Source organism: Halomonas sp. PR-M31, assembly GCF_001039575.1.
Taxonomy (GTDB): Bacteria; Pseudomonadota; Gammaproteobacteria; order Pseudomonadales; family Halomonadaceae; genus Modicisalibacter.
Genome location: NZ_JIBT01000064.1, coordinates 1 through 22,790, shown reverse-complemented (window position 1 = coordinate 22,790; position 22,790 = coordinate 1). Strand labels below are relative to the sequence as shown.

Sequence of the window (22,790 nt, the reverse complement as noted above, 5' to 3'; positions counted from 1 at the left end):
CTCCCTTATTGGCCGCTATTGGCGTTGTTCGCCTTGATTTCCGCCCAATCGATCTGCGGACGCTGCAAGCCGTGCCCTCCTTTATAAGGAGCGGGAGCCGGCGGCGACCAGCTCTCGAGCAGATCATCCTTCACAGCATAGACCTCCACGCCCAGGGGGTGACAGGTCTGAAGCGGATCCGCGGCCTCCGGTCCCCACAGATCCACGGAGAGATCGCCTCCGGGGCAGCAGGACATGGCGCAAAGCAGATCGATCTCGGCGAAGAACTCCAGGTAATCGCCTTTGCGCGCCGGGCAGGCCTTCATGAAGTATTGATCGTCGTCATTCAGACCGGTGCATTGAAAGACGTTGAGCACGTCATGCACGTCCCGCTCGTCGAGGCCATAAGGGAGTACGGCACGCACCAGATTGGAGTGACAGTGGAAGTCGAAATCCTCCCCGCTGAGCAGACGGTTCACGTAAGGGTCGCAGCGGGTGCCGAGCAGATCGTGTACCCGCCCACCTTCATCGTCGATGCCGTAATCCGCCAGACTATCGTCAATGATGGTGGCCATGGGTCGCAGATAGGGCAGCGTCGACCACAGCCGATCGAAGGTGGAAACATGGGCGCGCTGCAGCTGGCGAGTGCGAGAAGCCCAGAAGCGCTCCCGGGGGTTATGTAGGTTCCAGAGATTGAGATCGCCGACCTGGGGGCCTTGCGTCACCATGAGGCGAAAGATGTGCCCCGCGGGCACCTCCCAAGCCAGGCCATCGCGAATGGGCACCCTGTGGCTCGTGATCAGTTTGCGACCATCTGGCTCTTGCGCAAGTCGACGATAGAAGTCACGGTCGATATCGAGAATCGAGCCTTCCGTGGCGCGATAAGCGGCGGCAACATTGGACATGGGGACTCCTTCATTGGACGGCCTCGGTACGTTTCACCCAGGTTGTGTTCTATGCTCATTGAAGCTGTAACCATCCTGAGCCACAAGCTCTGTTTAGGTAGGAGCCCGGTTTACCGGGCGATGGTCAGGCCACTATCGCTCGCTGAAGCGAGCTCCTATCGGCGCAATGTCGTGGGCTGGGTAGGAGCCCGGTTTACCGGGCGATGGTCAGGCCACTATCGCTCGCTGAAGCAAGCTCCTACAAAACAATAGCAGCAAGACTCAACAGGTTTCTTGAAAACGAGAAGGAATCGCATATGACTCTTTACAGATTAGGCCGCAGGTTCATCAGTCTGTCTCTGGCCGCCACCGGGCTCGCCATCGCCTTGAGCACGACCGCTCAGGCAGCCACCGAGTGGGATATGCCCACGCCCTACGGCGACCGCACCTTCCATACTGTCAATATTCGCGAGTTTGCCGACGATGTACGCGAGAAAACCGATGGCGAGCTGGACATCACCGTGCACGCCAATGGCTCCCTGATCGCGCATCCGGAGATCAAGAACTCCGTGCGTCGCGGCATCGTGCCCCTTGGTGAGGTAATCATGTCGCGCCTGGCCAACGAGAATGCCATTTTCGAGGTGGACTCAGTGCCCTATCTGGCCTCGAGCTACGAGCAGGCCCGTACTCTCTGGGAAGCCTCCAAAGAGATCATTGACGAGGAACTTGCCAAGCAGCAGCTGCGTCTGCTGTTCACCGTGCCCTGGCCGCCCCAGGGCATCTACACCCAGGACAAGGTGTCAACCATCGACGATCTCGAGAATCTCAAAATGCGGGCCTACAACAAGTCCAGCGAGCGTCTAGCGCAGCTTGCCGGCGCCGTGCCTACCCAGATCGAGGTACCGGACATTCCCACTGCTTTCAGTACCGGTCGCGTGGATGCCATGGTCACCTCCCCGGCCACCGGTGCCGATACCAAGGCCTGGGACTATCTCGGCAATTTCAATCACGCCCAGCTGTGGCTGCCCAAGAACATGATCATCGTCAGCGAGCGTGCCTTTGGCCGCCTGGACGATGAAACCCAGCAGGCCGTGCTGGACGCAGCGAAAGAAGCCCAGGAACGCGGCTGGGAGATGAGCCGCCAAGAGACCGAAGATGCGCTTAAAGAGCTTAGCGACAACGGCATCACCGTCAGCGAGCCTAGCGAAGAGCTGGCCGCGTCTCTTGAAGAGATCGGCAATACCATGACCGAGGAATGGAGCGAGCGTGCCGGCGAACAGGGTCAGCAGATTCTGGATAGCTACCAGCAGCTTCAACAGTAGCGTTCATTAATAAGCCTAGGAGTGCCCATGCACTTTCGACTTCGCGCACTTTATACCCTAGGCGGCTACACGGCGGCGGTTTGCCTGTGCGTCATCTGCGCCATGATCGCCTTGCAGGTGTTTGGTCGCCTGCTCGACAAGCTCTCGACAGCGACCGGTGGCGGAAGTCTAAACCTCACGATTCCAGGGCTTGCGGAAATCTCTGGTTTCCTGTTGGTGGGCGCCAGCTTTCTGGGGCTCGCCTATACCTTCGTGCATGGCGGTCATATTCGCGTGACCCTGTTAACCGGACAACTGCCGCCCAAGGTGCGGGTCTTCGTCGAGCTCTGGTGCCTGAGTATCGCTCTGGGCCTTTGCGGTTATCTTGCCTGGTACACCGGTGTGCTGATGCTCGACAGCATCGAGTTTGGCGAAGTCTCTTATGGCATGGTGCCGGTGCCGCTGTGGATACCGCAAAGCGCCATGCTGCTAGGCATCCTGCTGCTGACCCTGGCGCTGCTTGAAGCCTGGATCACCACTGCCGTGATCGCCTTCACTCGGCCCGGCGAGTTTCGTATCGACGATGCCAGTCCCGAAGCGCAGCAACTCGAAGAGTAACGAGAAATGACCATGGAAATCGTTTCATGTTGACGCTTGTCTTGGTGCTGCTCGTCGCCCTACTCGTTTTACTGGGCAGCGGCGTCTGGGTGGCGTTCTCGCTGATGGGCCTGGGCTGGATCGGCATCAGCCAGTTCACCTCGATTCCTGCCGGCGACGTCATGGCCTCGGATATCTGGAGCGCCAGCTATAGCTGGGAGCTGACTGCCCTGCCGATGTTCATCTGGATGGGGGAGATCCTGTTTCGCTCACGGCTTGCGGAAGACATGTTCACCGGTCTCGCCCCCTGGATGACCCGCATTCCCGGGCGTTTGCTGCACACCAACGTGGTCGGTTGCGGCCTGTTCGCCGCTGTCTCTGGCTCATCTGCGGCGACCTGCGCCACTATGGGCAAGATGGCTATCCCTGAGCTGACCCGACGCGGCTACGACGAACGCCTGGTGATCGGCACCCTGGCCGGCTCCGCCACCCTGGGGCTTTTAATTCCGCCCTCGATCATACTGATCGTCTACGCCGTAGCCACGGATCAATCCATCGCCCGACTGTTCATCGCCGGTATTCTGCCCGGAATACTGTTGATCTCGCTGTTCGCCGGTTACCTGATGCTGTGGTCCTGGCGCTTTCCAGATCGCGTTCCCGCCGCGGACGAACACACCTCACTCGGCGAGAAGTTTCGACGTTCGCGGCGCCTGATTCCACTGTTGGGATTGATCGTTGGTGTGATTGGCTCGATCTACGCCGGGCTCGCCTCGCCCACGGAAGCCGCCGCCGTGGGCGTCGTCCTGTCACTAGTGCTGGCGCGCTGGCAGGGGGTGATGCAGTGGAGCACCTTCATCGAGGCAACCATGGGCGCGGTGCGCACCTCCACCATGATTGCCTTTATTCTCGCCGGGGCCTCGTTTCTGACTGCCGCCATGGGCTTCACCGGCCTGCCCAGCGACCTGGCCGCCTGGATCGCCTCATTGAATCTCTCGCCCTATATGCTGCTGGTGGCATTGACGGTGTTCTTTATTCTGCTGGGCTGTTTCCTGGACGGCATCTCGGTAGTCGTGCTGACTACCGCGATTCTGCTACCCATGGTCGAGGCCGCCGGCATCGACCTGATCTGGTTCGGCATCTATCTAGTGATCGTCGTGGAGATGTCCCAGATCACCCCGCCGGTGGGCTTCAATCTTTTCGTGCTGCAGGGCCTGACCGGCAAGAACATCCTCAGCATCGCCCGGGCGGCGCTGCCGTTTTTCTTCCTGATGGGGCTGGGAGTTATTCTCATCACGATCTTCCCGGAAATCGCCACCTATCTGCCCCAGGCGATGAGTGGACGTTGATCACTCTTGGAATAATTCTTTGGGTTACAGCCGAGCACTCGGCACGTTTGAACGACGTTACGCCTGATTCTTGCGTGGCCGTCCTCCTTTGGCGCCATTGGTCTTCGCCGCATTGCGCTTGGCCTGACTACGGCTACGACCTCCCGCCGCGCCCAACTGGCGAGCCATCCATTGCTTGGAGCCAAACTGTCCCTCCAGAAGAGCTGGCACATAAAGGTCGGCATCGAGCTTTGGCCAATGCAGGCCTAGCCCGGAGGGCGATACCTCGATCTCGGACAGCGCTTCCGGCGCAGCCTCCGCCAGGTCTTGCACTAGATGAGGAGGAATAGCGAGTTCCAGCCCCGAATGAAGACGAATGATCACCCGCTTGGCTCGGCGATCATATCGAGCCGAGGTGACATGGGCACGGTCTCGCTCGGCAGCCATGCGGCCTTCGGCTTGCTTGATGTCGTCGTCAGTAATAGACATGAATCTCACTCCATTTGGCGCATAACGCCAACAGTTCATCCGAAAGCGTTGATGCAATGCGATTGAGCTCTACTGATTTGAAGCGATAGCTTTCGCGCAGCTCAGGCGGCCCATCAGGACAATTGAGAATGAACACTGCCTCGCCTCCCTTGCCTATTACATGCACATGAGCCGGTCGATGGTCGTTAGGGTAGATAACGGCTCGCAGGCCATCAAAACGAAGAATGGTTGGCATGAAGCGAGTCTAGCACAAACCCAAGCACTTGGGTTTGTGCTAAATATGAGTTTGAGAAGGCTCGTATACCGCCAAGAGCGAACGCTACAATAATTCTATTGATAATACTGAAAGGGGATAGGTTATGGATCGAGTGAAAGCCATTAAGCAGGAAATTGAAAATTTATCGTCACAAAAGCTGCAGAATTTTCGCGGGTGGTTTGCTCGATACGACGCCGATAACTGGGCCGGAAAAAGCCAAGAGCGGTGAAGCATTAAGCCTCAACTAATTACCTAAATCGCCAATCTGGCAGCCACCAAACGGATTTTGCACACCCAATGCCAAACTCACCCATCCTCGTCATCTACACCGGTGGCACCTTGGGCATGGTGCCCAGCGACACTGGTCTTGTGCCAGGCCACGATTTCGAAGCGCGTCTGCGTGCAGCGCTGACAACGCTATCCTCGACAGGTCAGGTATCGCTCCCTGAATTCGAGGTGCTGGAATATCCCGACCCCATCGACTCTAGCGCCGCAACCCCCGCCGACTGGCAACGCCTGGCTCGGGATATCGCCGAACGCTATGAAGATGCCCACAAGCGCTACGCCGGCTTCGTGGTGTTGCATGGCACCGACACCCTGGCCTGGACGGCGTCTAGCTTGGCCTTTCAATTACAGGGGCTAGATCGAGCGGTCATCGTGACCGGATCGCAACTGCCTCTGGAAGGAGACGGCAGCGATGCGCTGACCAACGTCGAATCGGCGCTGCGTTTTGCCGCCTTGCCAGGGTTGCAGGAAGTCGCCGTATGCTTTGCCGGCAAGTTGATGCGCGGCGTATGCACCCGCAAGTGGAACACCCAGGCTTTCGATGGCTTCACCAGCCCCAACTATCCGCTACTGGGTGAAATGGTGAACGGTGCACCGGTTCTATACGCTGCACAGGGACTGAATGACCGACGCGATCTGTCCCAGTTCGAACTACCGGACTACAGTGCATTGGATGGCTCAGCCGTGGTGCGCGTTACCCTCTGGCCGGGCATCTCTGCCCGTCTGCTAGCCGCCTGGCTACTCGATGACAGCGTAAATGGTGCCCTGCTGGAAGTCTGGGGCAGCGGCAATATCCCCGAAGACCCCAAAATTCTCGATGTGCTCGCCCAGGCGACCAGTGAAGGCAAGCTGCTGGCTGCGATCAGCCAGTGCCCTCATGGACCGGTATCCATTGGCACCTATGCTGCCGGTCGAGGACTCATCGACGCTGGCGTACTCTCTGGCGATGCCATGACCCCGGAAGCCGCAATGACCAAGCTGGTGCATTTGATCGCTCAACCGCTGAGCGATAGCGAAAGGCGACAGCGTTTCGTGACGGCGCTGGCGGGCGAGCGTTAGAAGCAAATGCTGCGCTGCTACCTGTGACCTCACTTGAAAAGCATGCTTATATCTATACTATGACTATAGGCATATGACTATAGGCGGCATCATGAAAACTGAAATATCTAAATCAAAATTCAAAGCTCATGCTCTGGAAATCTTTCGTCAACTGGAAGCCAGTGATGGTGAAGTCATCATCACGGATCATGGTCGCCCTAGCCTGATCATTCGCAAGTATCGTGCTCCGGAAGTCCGGTCCCCCCTGACTGAACTTGCTGATTCGGTGCTGCGTTACGATGCGCCCTTCGACCCGGTGAATGAAGAAAGCTGGGAAGCGTTGTCGTGATCGTGCTCGACACCCATGCGCTGGTGTGGTGGGTATCGGCCGATAGCAGGCTTTCTGCGGCGGCACGGCAAGTCATTGAACAAGAGATGGCGCAGCAGGGGGAAATATTGGTTTCCGCCATTTCTGCCTGGGAAATTGCCATGCTGGTAGAAAAGGGACGACTTACTCTGACAATGGATGTAGATGAGTGGCTCGATAAGGTTGCAAGCATTGAAGTGGTTAGCTTTGTTTCCATCACACCTCGAGTCGCAGTGCAGTCCACCCGGCTACCTGGCAGTTTTCATGCAGATCCAGCGGATCGATTGATCGTAGCCCTCGCTCGCGAGTCTAACGCACTGCTCATCACGGCTGATGGTCGGATCCAGGCCTATCCGCACCTGAAATGGCTATGGTGACGATAGTAGGAAGAAAGCGCCACTGAATCTCTCCAGCGCGCCATTGCAGCAACAGGCGGGCAAGGCCTCATCAGAATATAGATATCACAATCCGTTAGATGCTGGGTGCCCAGTTTTATGCAGGCCTCGCGAATCGCCTGAGTTTTCGCATGGGCAGTAGACTAGGCTATCGCATTACCTTGGAGCAGAAGCAAGCATAAGGTGGATCACTCATGATTTCCTCCACTCGGCTGCAAGACGTTGAGCCGTCTCAAGATCCGCTAGAAACTGCGTCTACCGGCTCGACAAAGCCACCAGCGACTCGAACTTCCCATCACTGGTAAAGCTCAGCCGATAAAGGCCATGCACGCCATCGCGCCCGACGATGCGCCGCAGCGCCTGAGCGGGGAACACCACCCGCCGCCCGTCCCGGCTGCGGGCATAGACGTGCTGGGCACCACCCGCGTAGTGCGCCAGGCACTGCTCGGCGGAAAGATCAATCACCACATCGATACTGGGCATCAGAGAAGTTTACTGCTGTTGAGCCGAAACATTACATTAACCGAACCTCGAAACTATCCGCGACGGGTACCGGAATCTTGGCATGGCGCGGCCCTTCCTTGATCGACACCAGCCCATACTCGCTCATCCTCTTGATGGTACGGCTGCGAAGGAAACCGCTCAATGTGTGACGCCCAGGAACGTACCCAACGCACGACTGACCTGTGAAAGGGTTGCTGCCTCAAGGCTACCGAACGCAACACTGAGTTTTTCCCTCCGTGATGTGGCCACTTTGTCGAGCATGACCCAGGACGGTTTCTTCAAACCGTTGCCGGCGCTTGGTTCAACCGCAACGCGCAGCAGTGGCGAATCATCATTCGGGGTGCTGGTCAACGGCAGGATGGTGACGGTGGGATGGTCGGCGAACAAGTCAGATTGAATCACCAGCGCAGGTCGTGGCTTGCCGAAATCACCTGACAGTGAAACCGTCACAAGATCGCCGCGCTTCAAGGCGTCCAGCCTTCAATATCCATCAAAGCGGCGTCCAGAAACGAGTCTAGAGTGGGATCTTGCTTATCCGCTTCGGCGGCCAGCCGAGACTGGCGACGGCATTCCTCGGCAAAGCCCGGCGCCCGGGTATCCGGCACCCAGATCGTGATCGGGCGCATCCCTTGTGCGCGGAGCTTGTCGCGGTATTTCTGTACGCGCTCGTTGATGTGAGCCATCACAGTATCCTCTGGGGTTTGTTACAAGTTACAACTACAGATTGTTACTTGCAACAGCTCAAAAAGACATCTCTCACGCTAACCTTGGAGCGGATTCTCATCGTCAAGGTCGCCATTCATGATCCACAAGCTGATGATGGTTTTCATGACATACCCTCTTCATAGAGCAAGCGCTCTGCGGTCTTCCCAGGATCTCTCGGCAATGGTTTAAGGGCACGCCCCCCCGACAAACCGAACTGGCATCGAAAGCCCGGCCTTTTCATCACTTGACTCTTTCCAGCATCTTTCTGCAAAAAAAAGCAAATAGCCCTAAAGCATTTCTCTCAGGCGACGATAAACAGGGTAACGGCCAACGGCGCCGTTGTGGTGAGAGAGGCAGGACACTGTTGAATGCCAAACCGCCGCTGGAGCCCTCAAGACCTAATCAGGTTACTATAGGAAGGAAATAAACATGTCAGTTATCAATACCAACATCACTTCGATGATCTCTCAGCAGAACCTGGCTTCATCCAAAGGCGACCTGACGACCGCCATGGAGCGTCTGTCTTCCGGGCTGCGCATCAACAGCGCCAAGGATGATGCCGCCGGCCAGGCCATCGCCAACCGCATGAGTGCTCAGATCACCGGTCTATCCCAGGCTCAGCGTAACGCCAACGACGGTATCTCCATCGCCCAAACAGCAGAAGGCGCGCTGAACCAGATCAACGACAACGTTCAGCGTATCCGCGAGCTGACTGTGCAGGCTCAAAACGGCACCAACTCCGGGGACGATCTGCAGTCCATTCAGGACGAAATCAATCAGCGTACTTCTGAAATTGATCGTATTTCAAACGAGACCAATTTCAACGGCGTTAAGGTTTTATCCGACAATCAGGCGATCTCTATTCAAGTCGGCGCAAACGATGGCGAAAGCATCAGCGTCAACCTGGAGAAAACGGATACTGCATCGTTGGAGCTTGGCTCGCTTGATGTCAACAACCTGCCACAGAAAGTTTCATCTAACGACTTCACTGATGGTGAAAGCTTTTCTGCTGCGATTACTGGCTCAGTAATTCAAAACAGCAGTAATGATTACTATATGCAAGACAGTGATGGCAATTATTTTGCCCTCGGTGCTGCAACTGTCGACTCAAGTACTGGTGTCGTATCATTCGCCAATGAAGGGGCGCTCGATCCAGCTGCCAACGCTCTCACTGAAGCGGCAGCAAAAACTGCTGGCCTAACTCCTCTAGCAGATATTGATTCAGCTCTCAAAAAGATTGACAGCTTCCGCTCCGATCTTGGTGCCGTACAGAACCGTTTTGAATCTGCCATCACCAACCTCGCAACCAACGAAACCAACCTCTCCGCCGCTCGTTCGCGCATTGAAGATGCTGACTATGCAACGGAAGTGGCCAACATGACTCGCAGCCAGATCCTGCAGCAGGCCGGTACTTCCGTTCTCGCCCAGGCCAACCAGCTGCCGCAGTCCGTGCTGTCACTGCTGGGTTAATAACTAAAACATTGGCAGGGCCTACGCCCTGCCCTTGCATTAACATCGACAGGCCGCCTTTCAAGCGGCCTGTTTTTGTTTCCTCTGACAAACGCATATCATTTTTTGTGCGCATTGCTTGTGAATTTTAGACAGCCATATAGCAATAAATCGATAAAAAATGTTGTTTATCGCTAAAGCATTTCTCCCAGGCGACGATAAATAGGGTAACGGCCAACGGCGCCGTTGTGGTGAGACAGGCAGAACTCTACTGATAAACGCCTATCCGCCGCTGGAGCCCCCAAGACCTAATCAGGTTACTATAGGAAGGAAATAAACATGTCAGTTATCAACACCAACATCACCTCGATGATCTCTCAGCAGAACCTGAACGCTTCTAAGGGCGATCTGACAACCGCCATGGAGCGTCTGTCTTCCGGGCTACGCATCAACAGCGCCAAGGATGATGCCGCCGGTCAGGCCATCGCCAACCGCATGAGCAGCCAGATCACCGGCCTGTCTCAGGCGCAGCGTAATGCCAACGATGGTATCTCCATCGCTCAGACTGCTGAAGGCGCCCTGAACCAGATCAACGACAACGTTCAGCGTATTCGTGAGCTGACCGTTCAGGCTCAGAACGGTACCAACTCCGGTGACGATCTACAGTCCATTCAAGATGAAATTAATCAGCGCACCTCTGAGATTGATCGTATTTCTAATGAAACCAATTTTAACGGCGTCAAGGTGTTGTCCGATAACCAGGCAATCTCTATCCAAGTCGGCGCAAACGATGGCGAAAGCATCAGCGTCAACCTGGAGAAAACAGATACTGCATCTTTGCAACTAGGCGGCCTTGACGTTACAACACTGCCCAAAACTGTTACTGCAGGTGGATTGACTCAGACCGGAACGGCTGATGCAGATGCAACCTTTACATTTGCTGCCGCTGCTGGCGGTGGTGCAGCGTTCACCGCTGATAGTAACGATTTCAGCGTACTTAAAAATGGTACTGACTATTTCGTCAAAAACGCAGATGGACAATACTTTGCTGCTACTGTTGCTGCAGTGACTGATGGCGATACTACAGTAGATGTTACTGTCGCCGACTATGCAGCACCGTTGGATGCTGATGCACTTTCAGCCGCCAATCTAAGCCCACTGGCTGATATTGATGACGCCCTGAAGACCATTGACAGCTTCCGCTCTGATCTCGGTGCCGTGCAGAACCGTTTCGAGTCTGCCATCACCAACCTGAGCACTAACGAGACTAACCTCTCTGCCGCACGTTCACGCATCGAAGATGCCGACTACGCGACTGAAGTAGCCAATATGACTCGTAGCCAGATTCTGCAGCAGGCCGGCACTTCTGTCCTCGCGCAGGCTAACCAGCTGCCGCAGTCTGTGCTGTCTCTGCTGGGTTAATTTCAAGCATCGAAGTAGTAATGAGGGTCGGCTTAGGCCGGCCCTTTAATTACCAATACTGATAAATATAGTTTATTATGCAATATAGAATGACTTCAGTGCTTGACGGCACTCGCGGAACTGACACAGAAGTTAATTTATATTTAGAAATAACAAGTGATAGTACTCCACTTTATCTATCCGATTTTGCTGGAGGAAAGGGAAATGTTTTTGACGGCTATACAACAACCGATCTAGAATTTATCATTAAAGAAGGGAAAACTGACAAGTGTAGACCTTACTTGATTTTCTCAAATGGTGATACGGCTACGATGTCTCCATCTTTTGAAAGAATAATAACATCAGACCCATTCAACCAGCTCCAAGAAATTCCTCTTAAGCTAGGTGAAACTATTCTCTTAAAATATGGAAAAGATCACCTTCTCCCAAAAGAGTATTTAATAGTAAATTTTAACTGGAAATAAAATCCTGCATAAAAGAAACTAAAAAATAAAACAACATGCTTTTTGTTCAGTATTTTTATAACAATTCTACTCTTGTTCGCTACAAAATTATTAAAAATCGCACCCTCTCGAAGAAGGCTGTTTTTCTAGGGAATTCATACTGAAAACTGTTACAATATTAAATATTTAAACACTTTTGTTGGCATAACAATAATATTAAAAAAAGGAAGCAGGGGTAACTCCTGCTTCCCGAGCCTCATATATTTCAATTGAGATAGTCATCTTCTGAGAGATTGCTGATTGTGTGGGTAATTTCAGCAGCATTACGATTGCCGAAGTAACGATCAATCTTCTCCGCTACTCCCTTTTTGGTTACAACAGTTGATGCTTTTAAGGCAAATTTAGGATCTAAGCCTGCATCAATAAGCTCACCGGCTATTTCATCTTTTACGTCTAGTGCCGTATCAACCCATTGTTTAATTCCATCTTTCATTCCCATGTTAAATTTCCTAAATTTTACTTGGCAGTATTACCACCATAATAGATGGGAAGTGTTCAGAAAGATTCAAGCTATAGCCATTAAAAATATAAAAAAATAAAAAAATAATACCTATTTTTGCTATACAAAAATAGATCATTATGAATGTATCGCTGACCAGCAAGCGCTTGCCCGTGGTGACGATCTGAGTCAGCAGAGGCTGCCCGGCTGCCTTCAAGTCAACGAGATCCACCGGGCACCCGAACTCTATCGCCAAGACTTCGATCATGGCAATGCGCTGCTCAGGCGTCAGCCGCCTGTCCGCTTCAACCGCCACAACGATATCGCTGTCCGGCCGCCCTGCCCCACGGCCTAGAGAGCTAAACAGCACAATCTGCTCGATCTCGCTGAAATCGGCCAATGCCTGCTTCACCCGGTGGCCGATAATTTTAACGCTTTCATGGGAGTCGATATTTATTGCCTGCCGTGGACGTCGCTCTATAAGCAAGCATAAATGGGCGCATTACTGCTATAGATCGTCTTTCCTTTGAGAACCATTCTCTGGAGCGCTAGAGGCCGAGTTCTCATTCGCGGTAAGGCCCTGGTAAACCTCGATATCTCGCGCATACTGCTGGCGTGCCCATTCCGGCAAGTCGTTCTTCTGGTTGGTGATCCTGCCTCGTTCCAGCGTCATCAAGTGACGATGCGTCTTCCCTAGCTCCGAGTTGTCGAACATCATCGTTCGATCCGTCATCTGCACGGCTTCTTAAAGATGCGCAAGGGTACGCGGAAAGCGGGAGAATATTTTATCTTTGGGGACGTCGTGGCCGCCCATTTCTTTTCGGGTTTCTACCCGTTTTGCCGCCAGCTCGGGGGAGGCTACGTGAATATGATACAACGCCACCATAAAGCCGCTTTGCTGCGCATGACGGATCAATTCCAGCTTTGAGGGATGAGAGAAAACGGTTTCGGCTGCAAAGGACTTTCCTTGCCTGAGATGCTCCGTTCGCTGATTCTCGGCGATAGCCGCCGCCTCATAGGAGCGCTGCGGATTATCGGTCTCATGCGGCCAACGCATCTTCTGTATCTCGTCGGCGTTGACAAACGCCACCCTGGCGCGAGGCTTGATCTGGCTGTAGTAAAACGTCGTCTTGCCCGCACCATTGATGCCCACCAGGAGGTGCAGGATAGGAGAAGCGCGTTTATCCATTCTTATTTGGGGCCTGCTTCCTTGAGATTGCCTTGCTCATCCAACCCGTGAGCGCTTGCTCCAGCCTGCTCGATCTCGCGCAGTACGCTGCCATCTGAACCGTCCAGTTCCTCCAGAGCTTGCCATAGCATTTCGGCATGGGCGTGCTGTTCTTCGGGAGCCAGATCCTCCACCGGAATTTTGCCTTGAAACGCCAGATTCACTTTATGGAGATCGAAGATGCCGGACTCCTCTACAAACCGGCCAAGCCGAGCCCAGTATTCGATTTGGCCATTCAGCGATCGGGAGAAATGATCCTTCTGCGCTTTAGCAGCTTCAAGAAGTTCGTCGTCATTGAGCTTGACTGTCTGTGCCATATTCAGTCCCTAGTGGTTGTCACATTTGTCATATGATGAACCAATGGGTTCCATAATGGAACTTTCTATATTTATTGTCTTGCTCAGGCGAGTATTGCAGTTACGTTGTAGTGCGTGCATCGATAAGCGTATAAACACATATATAATCGAGGTTGTCATGAATACAGTTCGGTGGAACGTTGCTGTTTCGGCTGATACCGATCAGTCCCTTCGCATGTTTCTTGCCAGTCAAGGTGGTGGCAAGAAAGGTGATCTATCCCGTTTTATTGAAGAAGCCGTATGTGCTCGTATTCTGGAATTGACGGCAGAACGAGCCAAAATGAACAACACCAATGTAAGCGAAGAGGAAATAGCGTCGGCAGTCGACGAGGCCCTTCAATGGTCTCGCGAACGATAATGCGCGTCATACTCGACAGTAATATTTTGCTCAGCGCCCTGATTTCGCCTCATGGCGCCCCGGATACCATTTATCGCGCCTGGCGTTCGTCACGTTTCGAGCTTGTCACTTCTCACGTGCAGCTTGATGAGATCCGCCGAGCCAGCCGCTACCCCAAATTGAAGGCCATTCTGCAGCCTGCGGAAGTAGGCACGATGATCAATAACCTGCGGCGAGCGCTGGTGCTGGAGTATCTTTCGATCGAGGCCGAAATCGATGACCCGGACGATGCGTTTCTCGTCGCCATGGCATTAGCCAGCAACGCTGATTATCTGGTAACCGGTGATCGCAATGCAGGATTGTTGCAGCGTGAACATGTCGAGCGCACGCGCATCGTTACCGCATCCACCTTTTGTCGGGAAGTTCTCCAAAATGTCGGGGCCCGTGTGATTAATTACACGCCCCGACACCTATGCCAAGAATGTGGCACCAGATCTGACGAGGGATCAATTACATCGTTTAGCTGCAGTCATCGAAACGGAGATACGAGATGAATGAACAACATTTTGACGAGCTGCTCGATAGCGTTCGCGATATGGGGCGGCACATGCGTGGTGATTCAGTACAAGGTCTTCGGGTTCGAGAGTTTCCTGAGCCCGACGTGAAAGCTATTCGCGAGCCCACCGGCCTATCACAGTCTCGGTTCGCTTACCTGATAGGCATAAATCCCAAAACACTTCAGAACTGGGAGCAAAAACGGGTTCGTCCAACGGGTCCGGCCCGCGCCCTTCTAAAAATCATCGAAGTGAATCTCGGTGCCCACACTGCGATCCATGCCTGAAGACAATCGACCTTTTAATATTCTGGCTCTTCGGCGTTGAGTTTGGCTTCGATCTGATCTATCGCCCGATAAATCGGTCTCCTACAAAACCCCGCGATATTAGGGCCTGTTGACGTTTCATCGCGAACCGCGTTGCTGCATCAAAAAGTGTCAGTCAAGGCGCGAAGCGCAGGGAAGGGTTATTCCCTTTTCAAGTTTCGCAACGCAGAATGGCGCTTTTTGCTGCGCAACCCGAAGGGCTGGTGATCCTCTGGTGTGAGCCGTGTCACCTCATGCGCCTGAATGGTAGCCATTGCCGCTCGTATACCGCATCGAGTGCGAAAGCCGGCATATTGGCCTTTCAGTGCTGCTGCCCGCTCGATAGCCTCCTTGATGCGCTCGGTCGTGCGGAAGTTAAGGCGCGCAGAATTGCGCTCTCGGGGTTCGGTAATGTCGTTAGATGTGGGTGCGACCGACATGTTGACCTCCTCTTGCATGCCCTATCTGTCCTGCTAAGCGTACGTAGGCTGTACGTACACCCTAATCATGGCAATCAATGGGATCTACTTCACTTACTGGTAATGGGGCAACTGTCGGCTTTCACCTGATGTCTTATAAGTGTTGAGTCGCTTCAGCGTCTTTCTGTCCTTGGCTTGCCAGTAAAGGTAATCCTCCCGCGCCTTCTCGGCCCAGGTCAGCATTACTTTTCAATCAGTGCATGCGGGACTGTCTGCCCGGTTTCGACTTCTACAATAGCCTAATTCAATCGCTCGGCGCTGGGCGGCAAGATGAAATACCCGCCAATAGTCAAGCTTTTTATTCCCTTGCCGATATAACAATCAAGATACTTTCACTAGTTACACATCCACTCGGCAAGCAGGAAAAACCGATGAGCAATCTACACGTCTTGAAGACCACATCGGACAGTACATTTCTGGAAACTCTCGATAAGGCGTTGAAAACTCTGATCGAGAAAGACGGCTGTCTTCTCAAGCGCGGCGCCAACGAGCGGGCGATCTCTTTTCGTCTGGCCTTTTATCTTCAGACGCTGTTGCCCGAGTGGAACGTGGACTGCGAATACAACTGCTGGGAAACCCCTTGTCATTACATGCAGCAGGTCATTACCGGCACGACGTCTGCGGCCACCGAGGCGCGCACGATCTTTCCAGATATCGTCATTCACAGGCGGGGCACTTCGGAAAATCTTGCGGCCATCGAGATCGCAAAAAGTACCAACCGGTTCAACATCCATCAAGACATCAAGAAGCTCAAAGCCTACAAGACGCAGCTTGGCTATCAGCACACCCTGCTGTTGAGCATCGGGGTCGATGAGGATATCGATAACAGTCAGGTAGAGGTCATTGCCTGAATCCTTGGCTTCATACGTTCGGAATACACCATGACACCCTCTATCAACGATCTGAATTTTGTGGCGCAAACGACTTCCGTCAACGATCTGACGTCAAGGCAGCGCATAGAAAAAGTGCTGGCTCAGCTGCCCTATTCCGATGGGCAGGCGTCATTGGCACAGGTTACCGGCGGTGCGATTGATGCGACCAGCTTCGAGGAGCTTTTGGAGCCGGTACAGCGAGTCAATGATGTGATGCGCAGCTATGGCATCGAGTTCGATCTGCAGCGTCAGGAGGGTCGCGTGGTCACTCGCATCGTCGATCGGCTGAATGGCGATGTGATACGCCAGCTTCCCAGCGAGGAAGTGCTGCGTATCGCGGATTCTCTCGAGCAAATACGCGGCCGTCTGATCACACTTGAGGCTTGACGCGAACGTACGTACATTAGACGAAATGAGTATAATTCAAGATTCTCGGCAAGGCTGCCGATGATAGCGGATAACACGGCGTATCCAGTGTTATCGGTATCGCCCCATGAATGCCTCGAGGACTGAGTAGAACAATGAACCATTTTGTCAGTTGCTCCCTGCCCCTGCCGTCTTCAAGAGTCAAGGACGCAGGGCGCCTGGAGGCGTTGGAATCGTCACGTCTGATGGATACGCCTTCAGAGCGACGCTTTGATGTGCTGACTCGCCTGCCTGTCGGCTATTCGAGGTGCCCATCGCCCTGGTCAGCCTGGTGGACGACAAGCGCCAATGGTTCAAGTCGGTTCAGGGTATCACCGTGCGCGAAACGCCGATGAAGCATGCTTTTTGTGCTCATGTGGTCGAGGCGAACGAGCCAGTCGTCGTCGAAGATGCAAGCAAGGACCAACGCTTCAAGGACAACCCCTTGGTAACCGAGGCGCCTCATATTCGCTTCTATGCTGGCGTCCCCATCTACGGGCTTGATGATAGTCCTCTAGGCACTCTATGCATCATCGATCATGAGCCACGCAAGATCAGCTCGAAGGAGCTGGATACGCTGCGCTACATTGCGGATCTGATCAACTTCGAGATTGCGGATGGCCGCCGCTCCGTTCAACTTGGCGAGCTGCCCGAAGATGAAATCGGCATAGAAACCATCGTCGAGACGCTTATCGCTCGGGCGGAACAGCGTTATCGTGCCGACGCACCCCCAAAGCTCATTCTGCTCGAGTTGCTGGATGATTTCTTGCATCTGAGCAAGTGCCAATACGGCCTGGTAGGCGAGATCAAGACAGAAAACAATGCCCCGGTACTGGATGTGCTCGGCATGTCATTAGGGGAAATGAGCGACAAGATGCATGCGTTTTTCGCTCACGGGGGGCGCCGATTGAGCGTCGATCGCATCAATGCGCTAACGAACAATCGCTTTCAGCAACCGGAAATCCAGGTATTTACCGAGACCGATTTTGCCGCCATCTCACCAAGCTCGCTGCCGGCAAATCACCCGCCTTTGCATAATGCGCTGATGGTGCCGTTCGTGGTGAACAATCAGAACGTGGGCTTGATGCTGGTGGCCAATCGCAAGGGTGGCTTCAACCAGGCACGTGCACGGCATCTGCTGAGGCCCTTGATGGACATCGGCAGTCGCCTGCTCGAAGCAATACATGAAGAACGCAAACAAAGTGCTCTTTATGCGACTCTGGAGGAGTTTCGCGCCACTTTGGACGCGACGCTGGATCTGATTCTCATTTTCGAAGAAGCGTCCCAGCGTTTCACCTATTGCAACCAAGGGGGTCTGGATCAGCTTGGCTACGGCAATGATGAAATCAAGGCGCTATCCCCCGGGCAGCTGATCGACTGTTTCAGCGATACGGCGCCGTCCGAGCAGCTCGCCCTGCTTGAAAACGACCGCCAGTCCATGCGCCTGAACACTCATCTACGCTGCCGCAGCGGCGAATCTCTTCCGGTTCAAGCCACGATACAGCGCATCAGGCACGAGAACTCAGGCCGCTATAACTATGTCATCGTTGCGCGAGATATGCGCGAGTCCCTGGAAGCGCAGCGCGAGATCGAATGGATCACTCATCATGACGCCTTGACTCGTCAGCTCAATCGCGATGGATTCCTCAAGGCGCTGGCAAAAAATATCCCCAAGCGGCATGCCGCGGCGCGGCGCCAGGCCGTGCTGGTGTGCGGCGTCGATCGCTTCAAGCGCATCAACGACGCTCACGGCACGGCGATGGCGGATGATGTGCTGCGGGAACTGGCCGGTGTGTTCGCATCGGCACTGACAGAGCATCCGGATGCACTGATAGGACGTCTGGGGGGCGATGAGTTTGCCATTGGCATCAACCTGATCAGTGATAAACATGTGCAGGAGCTGGCGAATCGTTTGCGTCAACGGGTGGAGCAGCACCGCTTCCCCATGATCGGCGAGCTGCAGCTGACCATCAGTATTGGTTTTGCCACCACCACCGGGGGCTATATCAAACCCGAGGAGCTTCTGCGTCGGGCCAATGCCGCCCAGGTACAGGCCAAGCTGCACGGGCGTAATCGAACCCGTCAGTATGTCAGCGGCATGCTCAAGGAGGCCAGCCGCTACCAGGATATCGAGCAGCGCCTTTCCGGTGCTTTTGCCCGGGGCGATTTCTATCTGAACTTTCAGCCTCAGTGGCGGCTGGGAGATCTTTCCCGGCCGGTAGGCGCGGAGGTTCTCTTGCGCTGGAAAGACGAAAAACTCGGCATCATCGGCCCGGATGTCTTCATTCCCATCCTCGAGGAAAACGGCATGATGATCGAGGTGGGCAAATGGATCGTCGATCAAGCGCTGGATGACTACGTTGCGGTTCGGGATCAGCTTCCTGACGACTTTTTCATTAGCGTCAACGTCAGCGCCATTCAGCTGATGGACAACGATCACCTGGCGGCTCACGTGCTGGAGGCGCTGCGTGAACGCGGGTTGCCTACCAGCGTACTTGAACTCGAGATCACCGAGACCGCTCTCATTCAGTCGCCGGACTGGATCGGTCGGCAGCTGGCGGGGCTATATGATCAGGGCGTGCGTATTGCCCTTGACGACTTCGGGACCGGCTTCTCGTCCCTTTCCCATCTAAAGCAGTTTCCCTTCGATACGATCAAGATCGATAAGTCATTCATCGCCGGACTCCCTGACTCCGAGGGGGATCGCGCCATCGTCGAATCGCTTCTGACGCTATGCCGTGGATTCGGACGCGACATCTGCGCCGAAGGCATCGAAACCCAGGAACAGCTGGCGTTTCTACGCCAGCAGGGATGCAATCGAGTCCAGGGCTATCTGCTGGCAAGACCGGGGCTGGCGTTACTACCTCCCGCTTCTTGCCCTTCCTGATCGATGACCACAAAAAACGACTAGGCTATGATGAGAAACAATTCTCGATAGACACAACCGCTGGTTTTCGTAGGAGCCGGATTTATCCGGCGATGGTGACTTTTTCTACCCCTCGCTAAAACGAGCTCCCACAGAACATAACGCCTACTTGTGAAATAGCCCTGCTTAGGAGTGGCAATGCGCAGCCTATGGCTTCTTCCCGTTCTGCTGTTTGCCCTGAACGGATGCACCACTTATATAAACGCACCCGACACCCCCTCTTCCGCGACGCTTCCTCAGACTGACGCCTTCCAAGTGTACGAAAACCTTGTTTACACGCCGCCTGACTGGCCCGAAGCCCTTCGGGCGGATGTCTATTTACCTGACACCCCAGGAGTCGCCAAGCGGCCTGCGGCGCTGGTGGTACACGGCGGGGGCTGGCAGGGGCGCTCCAAGGACGACATGACCGATATCGCCAAGCGTCTGGCCCGCAGCGGTATCGTGGCGGTCAACGTGACCTATCGCTTTGCGCCGCAGTACAAGTTCCCCGCCCAACTGCACGACATGCAGCAGGCCATGGCCTGGATTCATGAAAACGCGAACGCCTGGGGGATAGACACGTCTCGTATTGCCGGGGTGGGCTACTCTTCCGGAGCGCATCTGGTGAGCCTGTTGGCGCTGGTGGCAAGTGAAGACGGCGCGTTGAATCAGCCTACGGCGGGGAGTCTTCCAAGCTGGCAGCAGTGGTTTCCGGGGGCACGCCGAGCAATCTGTTCAAGTTCGATGATGGGCGTCTGGTGGTGGAATTTCTTGGCGGCACACGGCTGGAAGTGCCCTCCCAGTACGCTCAGGCCTCGCCGATGGAACATATTACCGGGAATGCGCCGCCCTTCTTTTTGTTTCATGGCACCTGGGACAGTCTCGTGCCGGTGGATCACGCCAGGGACTTTCACAAGGCGCTCAAGGAGGCCGGCATCGATAGCGAGCTGTATCTGCTGCGCTATCGGGGTCATATCACCACCTTTCTTACTCGCGGCAGCGCCATGGACGCTGCCATGGCGTTTTTAAGACGCGAGCTTGGGGATTAAACCTGCATGTTCATGATGTCCTTGTAGGTCGTCACCAGGCGGTTACGCACCTGAACGCCCATCTGAAACCCGACGCTGGCTTTTTGCATGTCCACCATCACGTCGTTCAGTGATACGCCTGGCTCCCCCGCCTGAAAGGCGTTGAGCTTGGCATTCGCAGTCTGCTGCAGCCGGTTGATGCGCTGTATCGAGGACTGCAGTTCGCCGGCGAAACCGCCCTGGCCCACCAGGGTGGACAGCTGCTGTCCTTTGGCGGCTTGACCGCTGGCTTGGGTCGCCAGACTCTGCATCTGATTCAGTGCTGCCTGAATGGCGGGTGCACTCATAAGTAACTCCTGCACGCATTGATAATGGGACTGATAACGAGATTAGTAGTGATGGCAAGCCTATCAACCCCTCCGCCCTATTCATGCATGCAAATGAACTAACAAACGCGTCCTTTTCCTTCCTTTAGCCTTGCCCTCGATACGGATAATGACCTCCATCACCCGACCGTTCGGGTCAGGCACTTGAGCCTGGTCGGAGCGACGAATCGAGACGGATGCTGGAGCCGGACATCATCATGTTATCTGGACCGACCCACGGCTATCGGGCCGACACACACAACATCGCCTTCACAGGCACTTTCTTTAGCGCCGGGAGGCGAGCATGAGCGACGCCGCTTCGGCCAATCAATCGACTGCATCACAGGCAACCGCAATGCCTCGGACAGCAAGGCGTCGTCCGCGGCGAGCTTGATGACCAAGCTACGCAAAAGCCCCTTGGTGCCCTTGCTGATCGCAGGCGCTGCCGCCGTCGCCATCGTGGCGGCCATGCTACTGTGGGCCAGTACCCCTGACTACCGCGTGCTGTACAGCAATCTTGGCGACGCAGACGGTGGTCGCATCATCAATGAGCTGGATACTCGCGGCATTCCCTATCGTTTCAGTGACGGTGGCGGCGCCTTGCTGGTACCCGGCGACCAGGTGCATACGCTGCGCCTGCAGTTGGCAGAGCAGGGCTTGCCCCAGGGCGGCAACGTCGGCTTCGAGCTAATGGATACCCAGGCGTTTGGCGTCAGCCAGTTCACCGAGCAGCTCAACTATCAGCGCGGCCTGGAAGGCGAGCTCATTCGCTCGATAGAGGCCCTGGGGCCGGTCGCCCAGGCACGCATCCATCTGGCCATTGCCAAGTCATCGGTCTTCGTTCGTGAGCGGGAACCCGCCAAGGCCTCAGTGGTATTGACCCTGCAGCCCGGCCGCGTGCTGGGCGACGGCCAGATCAATGCCATCGTGCACATGGTGGCCGGCAGCGTGCCGGAGCTTGCCTCGGATGCGGTCACCGTGGTGGATCAGAACGGTCGTCTGCTCTCTCGCAGCGGCAGCAGCCTGGGCGATCTCGACGGCACCCAACTGAGCTACATTCAGGAAGTCGAACGCTCCTATCAGCAGCGCATCGAACGCATCCTCTCCCCCATTCTTGGCCCGGACAACGTCCGCGCCCAGGTCGCGGCCCAGATCGATTTCTCGACTCGTGAACAGACCGCGGAGCGCTACGGCCCCAATCAGCCGCCGAACGAAGCGGCGGTGCGCAGTCGTCAGACCAGCGAGTCCTACACCGGCAGCGATGATCTGGGTCGTGGCATCCCCGGCGCGCTGACCAACACACCTCCCGGTACTCTCGCCTCCCCCATCGATCAGGGTGCTGAACCCGCCGATGAGGAAGACGAAGAAGGCAATGTCGATGAGACCAACGCGAACAAGCCGCCCAGCCGACTGGACCGGGATGACGTGGTCAACTACGAGGTGGATCGCAGCGTCGAGCACGTGCAGTACCGTCGCGGCAGCGTTCAGCGTCTCTCTGTCGCGGTAGTGATCAATTATCGCGATGGTCTCGATGAAGAAGGCCAGGCCATTCGTGAGCCCTTGAGTGACAACGAACTGGCCCAGATCGAGCGCCTGGTGCGTCAGGCCATGGGCTTCTCCGAGGCCCGAGGCGACGCCATCGAGGTGGTCAATTCAAGCTTTGCTCTACGCGATGACACCATCGAGCCCCTGCCCTGGTGGCAGACCGCTCAGGCCATCGATCTGGCGCTGACCCTGGGTCGCTATCTGCTCGTCGCCCTGGCCGCTCTGTTCCTCTGGTTCATGGTGCTGCGCCCTCTGGTCAAGCGTCACAGCCAGGCCTTGCCGGCAGCGGCGCCCAATGCCCCGGCCATGGCAGCCGCCTCTTCATCGAATAGTCGCGTAGACGATGACTTCGTGGACGAGATGCCACCGCCGCGTCGCCGTCGTCGTGGCGCCTCGGCCTACGAACAGAATCTCAAGGAAGCGCGTGAGATGGCCCAGGAAGATCCGCGCATGGTCGCCCTCGTCGTCAAAGG

At 55.2% G+C, this 22,790-nt stretch carries 30 protein-coding genes and 4 pseudogenes; 19 read left to right on the top strand and 15 right to left on the bottom strand.

The features are described 5' to 3' along the window. Window positions 1-5 precede the first annotated feature (5 nt). Window positions 6-884 carry a DUF1989 domain-containing protein gene (locus tag CH74_RS15825; RefSeq protein ID WP_048308482.1) on the bottom strand — a complete coding sequence of 293 codons (879 nt, stop codon included), beginning with the start codon at window positions 882-884 and terminating at the stop codon, window positions 6-8. Window positions 885-1,180: 296 nt separating this feature from the next. Here CH74_RS15825 and CH74_RS15820 point away from each other — a divergent pair, with 296 nt between their 5' ends. From CH74_RS15820 to CH74_RS15810, 3 genes are read left to right on the top strand one after another with little or no spacing between them, the layout of a single operon-like run. After that, window positions 1,181-2,185, top strand: coding sequence for a TRAP transporter substrate-binding protein (locus CH74_RS15820; protein WP_048308481.1), 1,005 nt, complete (start codon window positions 1,181-1,183; stop codon window positions 2,183-2,185). Between the two features lie 27 nt (window positions 2,186-2,212). Then, window positions 2,213-2,782, top strand: coding sequence for a TRAP transporter small permease (locus CH74_RS15815; RefSeq protein ID WP_048308480.1), 570 nt, complete (start codon window positions 2,213-2,215; stop codon window positions 2,780-2,782). 26 nt (window positions 2,783-2,808) lie between these two features. Next, window positions 2,809-4,107 carry a TRAP transporter large permease gene (locus tag CH74_RS15810; protein ID WP_048308479.1) on the top strand — a complete coding sequence of 433 codons (1,299 nt, stop codon included), beginning with the start codon at window positions 2,809-2,811 and terminating at the stop codon, window positions 4,105-4,107. A 57-nt stretch (window positions 4,108-4,164) separates the two neighbouring features. Here the strand turns inward: CH74_RS15810 and CH74_RS15805 are convergent, their stop codons facing one another. Together CH74_RS15805 and CH74_RS15800 are read right to left on the bottom strand one after the other, a co-directional pair. Then, window positions 4,165-4,575, bottom strand: a complete 411-nt coding sequence (locus CH74_RS15805) for a DUF2442 domain-containing protein (RefSeq protein WP_048308478.1) — start codon at window positions 4,573-4,575, stop codon at window positions 4,165-4,167. Beyond that, on the bottom strand, window positions 4,562-4,810 hold the full coding sequence (locus tag CH74_RS15800) for a DUF4160 domain-containing protein (RefSeq protein WP_048308477.1): 249 nt from the start codon (window positions 4,808-4,810) through the stop codon (window positions 4,562-4,564). Before CH74_RS15800 ends, CH74_RS15805 begins: the two co-directional genes overlap by 14 nt. A gap of 318 nt (window positions 4,811-5,128) precedes the next feature. Here CH74_RS15800 and CH74_RS15795 point away from each other — a divergent pair, with 318 nt between their 5' ends. The 3 genes from CH74_RS15795 to CH74_RS15785 all read left to right on the top strand — a co-directional run bounded on the left by CH74_RS15795 (window position 5,129) and on the right by CH74_RS15785 (window position 6,898). Beyond that, complete coding sequence (locus CH74_RS15795) at window positions 5,129-6,175, top strand: asparaginase (RefSeq protein WP_048308476.1); 1,047 nt, start codon at window positions 5,129-5,131, stop codon at window positions 6,173-6,175. A 91-nt stretch (window positions 6,176-6,266) separates the two neighbouring features. Continuing rightward, window positions 6,267-6,503, top strand: coding sequence for a type II toxin-antitoxin system Phd/YefM family antitoxin (locus CH74_RS15790; protein WP_048308475.1), 237 nt, complete (start codon window positions 6,267-6,269; stop codon window positions 6,501-6,503). Beyond that, window positions 6,500-6,898, top strand: coding sequence for a type II toxin-antitoxin system VapC family toxin (locus CH74_RS15785; RefSeq protein ID WP_048308474.1), 399 nt, complete (start codon window positions 6,500-6,502; stop codon window positions 6,896-6,898). Before CH74_RS15790 ends, CH74_RS15785 begins: the two co-directional genes overlap by 4 nt. On the opposite strand, the pseudogene CH74_RS20130 reads toward CH74_RS15785, so the two are convergent. The 5 genes and pseudogenes from CH74_RS20130 to CH74_RS15770 form a co-directional block, all read right to left on the bottom strand. Next, window positions 6,871-7,044, bottom strand: a pseudogene (locus CH74_RS20130) (hypothetical protein); the annotation flags it as partial. The gene CH74_RS15785 and the pseudogene CH74_RS20130 overlap by 28 nt on opposite strands. 127 nt (window positions 7,045-7,171) lie before the next feature. Further along, on the bottom strand, window positions 7,172-7,399 hold the full coding sequence (locus CH74_RS15780; RefSeq protein WP_048308473.1) for a DUF2835 family protein: 228 nt from the start codon (window positions 7,397-7,399) through the stop codon (window positions 7,172-7,174). Window positions 7,400-7,430: 31 nt separating this feature from the next. Continuing rightward, window positions 7,431-7,562 (bottom strand): hypothetical protein, encoded by a 132-nt coding sequence (locus CH74_RS19870; RefSeq protein WP_301280864.1) that lies wholly within the window; start codon window positions 7,560-7,562, stop codon window positions 7,431-7,433. Beyond that, the gene (locus CH74_RS15775) at window positions 7,559-7,888 is read right to left on the bottom strand and encodes a type II toxin-antitoxin system PemK/MazF family toxin (protein WP_048308472.1); all 330 of its coding nucleotides are present in this window, start codon (window positions 7,886-7,888) and stop codon (window positions 7,559-7,561) included. The genes CH74_RS19870 and CH74_RS15775 overlap by 4 nt, the downstream gene beginning before the upstream one ends. Next, window positions 7,885-8,103 (bottom strand): antitoxin MazE family protein, encoded by a 219-nt coding sequence (locus tag CH74_RS15770; RefSeq protein ID WP_048308471.1) that lies wholly within the window; start codon window positions 8,101-8,103, stop codon window positions 7,885-7,887. The genes CH74_RS15775 and CH74_RS15770 overlap by 4 nt, the downstream gene beginning before the upstream one ends. Before the next feature lie 451 nt (window positions 8,104-8,554). Between CH74_RS15770 and CH74_RS15765 the strand changes: the two genes are divergently transcribed. From CH74_RS15765 to CH74_RS18700, 3 genes are all read left to right on the top strand, one after another. After that, entirely contained in the window at window positions 8,555-9,595 is a 1,041-nt protein-coding gene (locus CH74_RS15765; protein WP_048308470.1) for a flagellin, read from the top strand. Between the two features lie 318 nt (window positions 9,596-9,913). Continuing rightward, window positions 9,914-10,996 (top strand): FliC/FljB family flagellin, encoded by a 1,083-nt coding sequence (locus tag CH74_RS15760; protein WP_048308469.1) that lies wholly within the window; start codon window positions 9,914-9,916, stop codon window positions 10,994-10,996. 89 nt (window positions 10,997-11,085) lie between these two features. Continuing rightward, window positions 11,086-11,460 carry a hypothetical protein gene (locus tag CH74_RS18700; protein ID WP_156181560.1) on the top strand — a complete coding sequence of 125 codons (375 nt, stop codon included), beginning with the start codon at window positions 11,086-11,088 and terminating at the stop codon, window positions 11,458-11,460. Window positions 11,461-11,704: 244 nt separating this feature from the next. Here CH74_RS18700 and CH74_RS15755 read toward each other — a convergent pair whose 3' ends face one another. The 5 genes from CH74_RS15755 to CH74_RS17930 all read right to left on the bottom strand — a co-directional run bounded on the left by CH74_RS15755 (window position 11,705) and on the right by CH74_RS17930 (window position 13,483). Beyond that, window positions 11,705-11,938 (bottom strand): hypothetical protein, encoded by a 234-nt coding sequence (locus tag CH74_RS15755; RefSeq protein WP_216594784.1) that lies wholly within the window; start codon window positions 11,936-11,938, stop codon window positions 11,705-11,707. A 10-nt stretch (window positions 11,939-11,948) separates the two neighbouring features. After that, window positions 11,949-12,338 carry a nucleotidyltransferase family protein gene (locus CH74_RS17940; protein WP_156181558.1) on the bottom strand — a complete coding sequence of 130 codons (390 nt, stop codon included), beginning with the start codon at window positions 12,336-12,338 and terminating at the stop codon, window positions 11,949-11,951. A gap of 108 nt (window positions 12,339-12,446) precedes the next feature. Then, window positions 12,447-12,671 (bottom strand): hypothetical protein, encoded by a 225-nt coding sequence (locus CH74_RS17935; RefSeq protein WP_156181556.1) that lies wholly within the window; start codon window positions 12,669-12,671, stop codon window positions 12,447-12,449. Window positions 12,672-12,683: 12 nt separating this feature from the next. Continuing rightward, window positions 12,684-13,127 (bottom strand): AAA family ATPase, encoded by a 444-nt coding sequence (locus CH74_RS15745; RefSeq protein ID WP_053070797.1) that lies wholly within the window; start codon window positions 13,125-13,127, stop codon window positions 12,684-12,686. Between the two features lie 2 nt (window positions 13,128-13,129). Next, window positions 13,130-13,483, bottom strand: a complete 354-nt coding sequence (locus CH74_RS17930) for a hypothetical protein (protein ID WP_053070796.1) — start codon at window positions 13,481-13,483, stop codon at window positions 13,130-13,132. 157 nt (window positions 13,484-13,640) lie between these two features. Between CH74_RS17930 and CH74_RS15735 the strand changes: the two genes are divergently transcribed. From CH74_RS15735 to CH74_RS15725, 3 genes and pseudogenes are all read left to right on the top strand, one after another. After that, window positions 13,641-13,880: a ribbon-helix-helix domain-containing protein gene (locus CH74_RS15735; RefSeq protein ID WP_048308468.1), complete on the top strand. Its 240-nt coding sequence runs from the start codon at window positions 13,641-13,643 to the stop codon at window positions 13,878-13,880. Beyond that, window positions 13,880-14,287, top strand: a pseudogene (locus tag CH74_RS15730) (putative toxin-antitoxin system toxin component, PIN family); the annotation flags it as partial. The gene CH74_RS15735 and the pseudogene CH74_RS15730, both read left to right, overlap by 1 nt. Before the next feature lie 122 nt (window positions 14,288-14,409). Next, window positions 14,410-14,700, top strand: coding sequence for a DNA-binding transcriptional regulator (locus CH74_RS15725; protein WP_048308467.1), 291 nt, complete (start codon window positions 14,410-14,412; stop codon window positions 14,698-14,700). A 179-nt stretch (window positions 14,701-14,879) separates the two neighbouring features. Here the strand turns inward: CH74_RS15725 and CH74_RS15720 are convergent, their stop codons facing one another. Further along, window positions 14,880-15,176 (bottom strand): DUF1778 domain-containing protein, encoded by a 297-nt coding sequence (locus tag CH74_RS15720; RefSeq protein WP_053070795.1) that lies wholly within the window; start codon window positions 15,174-15,176, stop codon window positions 14,880-14,882. Window positions 15,177-15,568: 392 nt separating this feature from the next. Between CH74_RS15720 and CH74_RS15715 the strand changes: the two genes are divergently transcribed. From CH74_RS15715 to CH74_RS20115, 6 genes and pseudogenes are all read left to right on the top strand, one after another. Further along, window positions 15,569-16,048 (top strand): hypothetical protein, encoded by a 480-nt coding sequence (locus tag CH74_RS15715; RefSeq protein ID WP_048308466.1) that lies wholly within the window; start codon window positions 15,569-15,571, stop codon window positions 16,046-16,048. Window positions 16,049-16,078: 30 nt separating this feature from the next. Further along, window positions 16,079-16,456: a flagellar protein FlaG gene (locus tag CH74_RS15710; protein WP_048308465.1), complete on the top strand. Its 378-nt coding sequence runs from the start codon at window positions 16,079-16,081 to the stop codon at window positions 16,454-16,456. 280 nt (window positions 16,457-16,736) lie between these two features. Next, window positions 16,737-17,075, top strand: a pseudogene (locus tag CH74_RS20125) (GAF domain-containing protein); the annotation flags it as partial. Between the two features lie 246 nt (window positions 17,076-17,321). Beyond that, entirely contained in the window at window positions 17,322-19,361 is a 2,040-nt protein-coding gene (locus tag CH74_RS15705; protein ID WP_367379131.1) for an EAL domain-containing protein, read from the top strand. A gap of 177 nt (window positions 19,362-19,538) precedes the next feature. Next, window positions 19,539-19,985: pseudogene (locus CH74_RS20120) on the top strand (alpha/beta hydrolase); the annotation flags it as partial. Between the two features lie 98 nt (window positions 19,986-20,083). Continuing rightward, on the top strand, window positions 20,084-20,428 hold the full coding sequence (locus CH74_RS20115; RefSeq protein ID WP_367379130.1) for a prolyl oligopeptidase family serine peptidase: 345 nt from the start codon (window positions 20,084-20,086) through the stop codon (window positions 20,426-20,428). Here CH74_RS20115 and fliE read toward each other — a convergent pair. Next, window positions 20,425-20,754, bottom strand: a complete 330-nt coding sequence (gene fliE / locus CH74_RS15695) for a flagellar hook-basal body complex protein FliE (RefSeq protein WP_048308463.1) — start codon at window positions 20,752-20,754, stop codon at window positions 20,425-20,427. The genes CH74_RS20115 and fliE overlap by 4 nt on opposite strands. 411 nt (window positions 20,755-21,165) lie before the next feature. On the opposite strand from fliE, the gene fliF reads away from it, so the two are divergent. Then, window positions 21,166-22,790 (top strand): flagellar basal-body MS-ring/collar protein FliF (gene fliF / locus CH74_RS15690; RefSeq protein WP_216594783.1); only part of this gene is annotated, 1,625 nt, incomplete at its 3' end.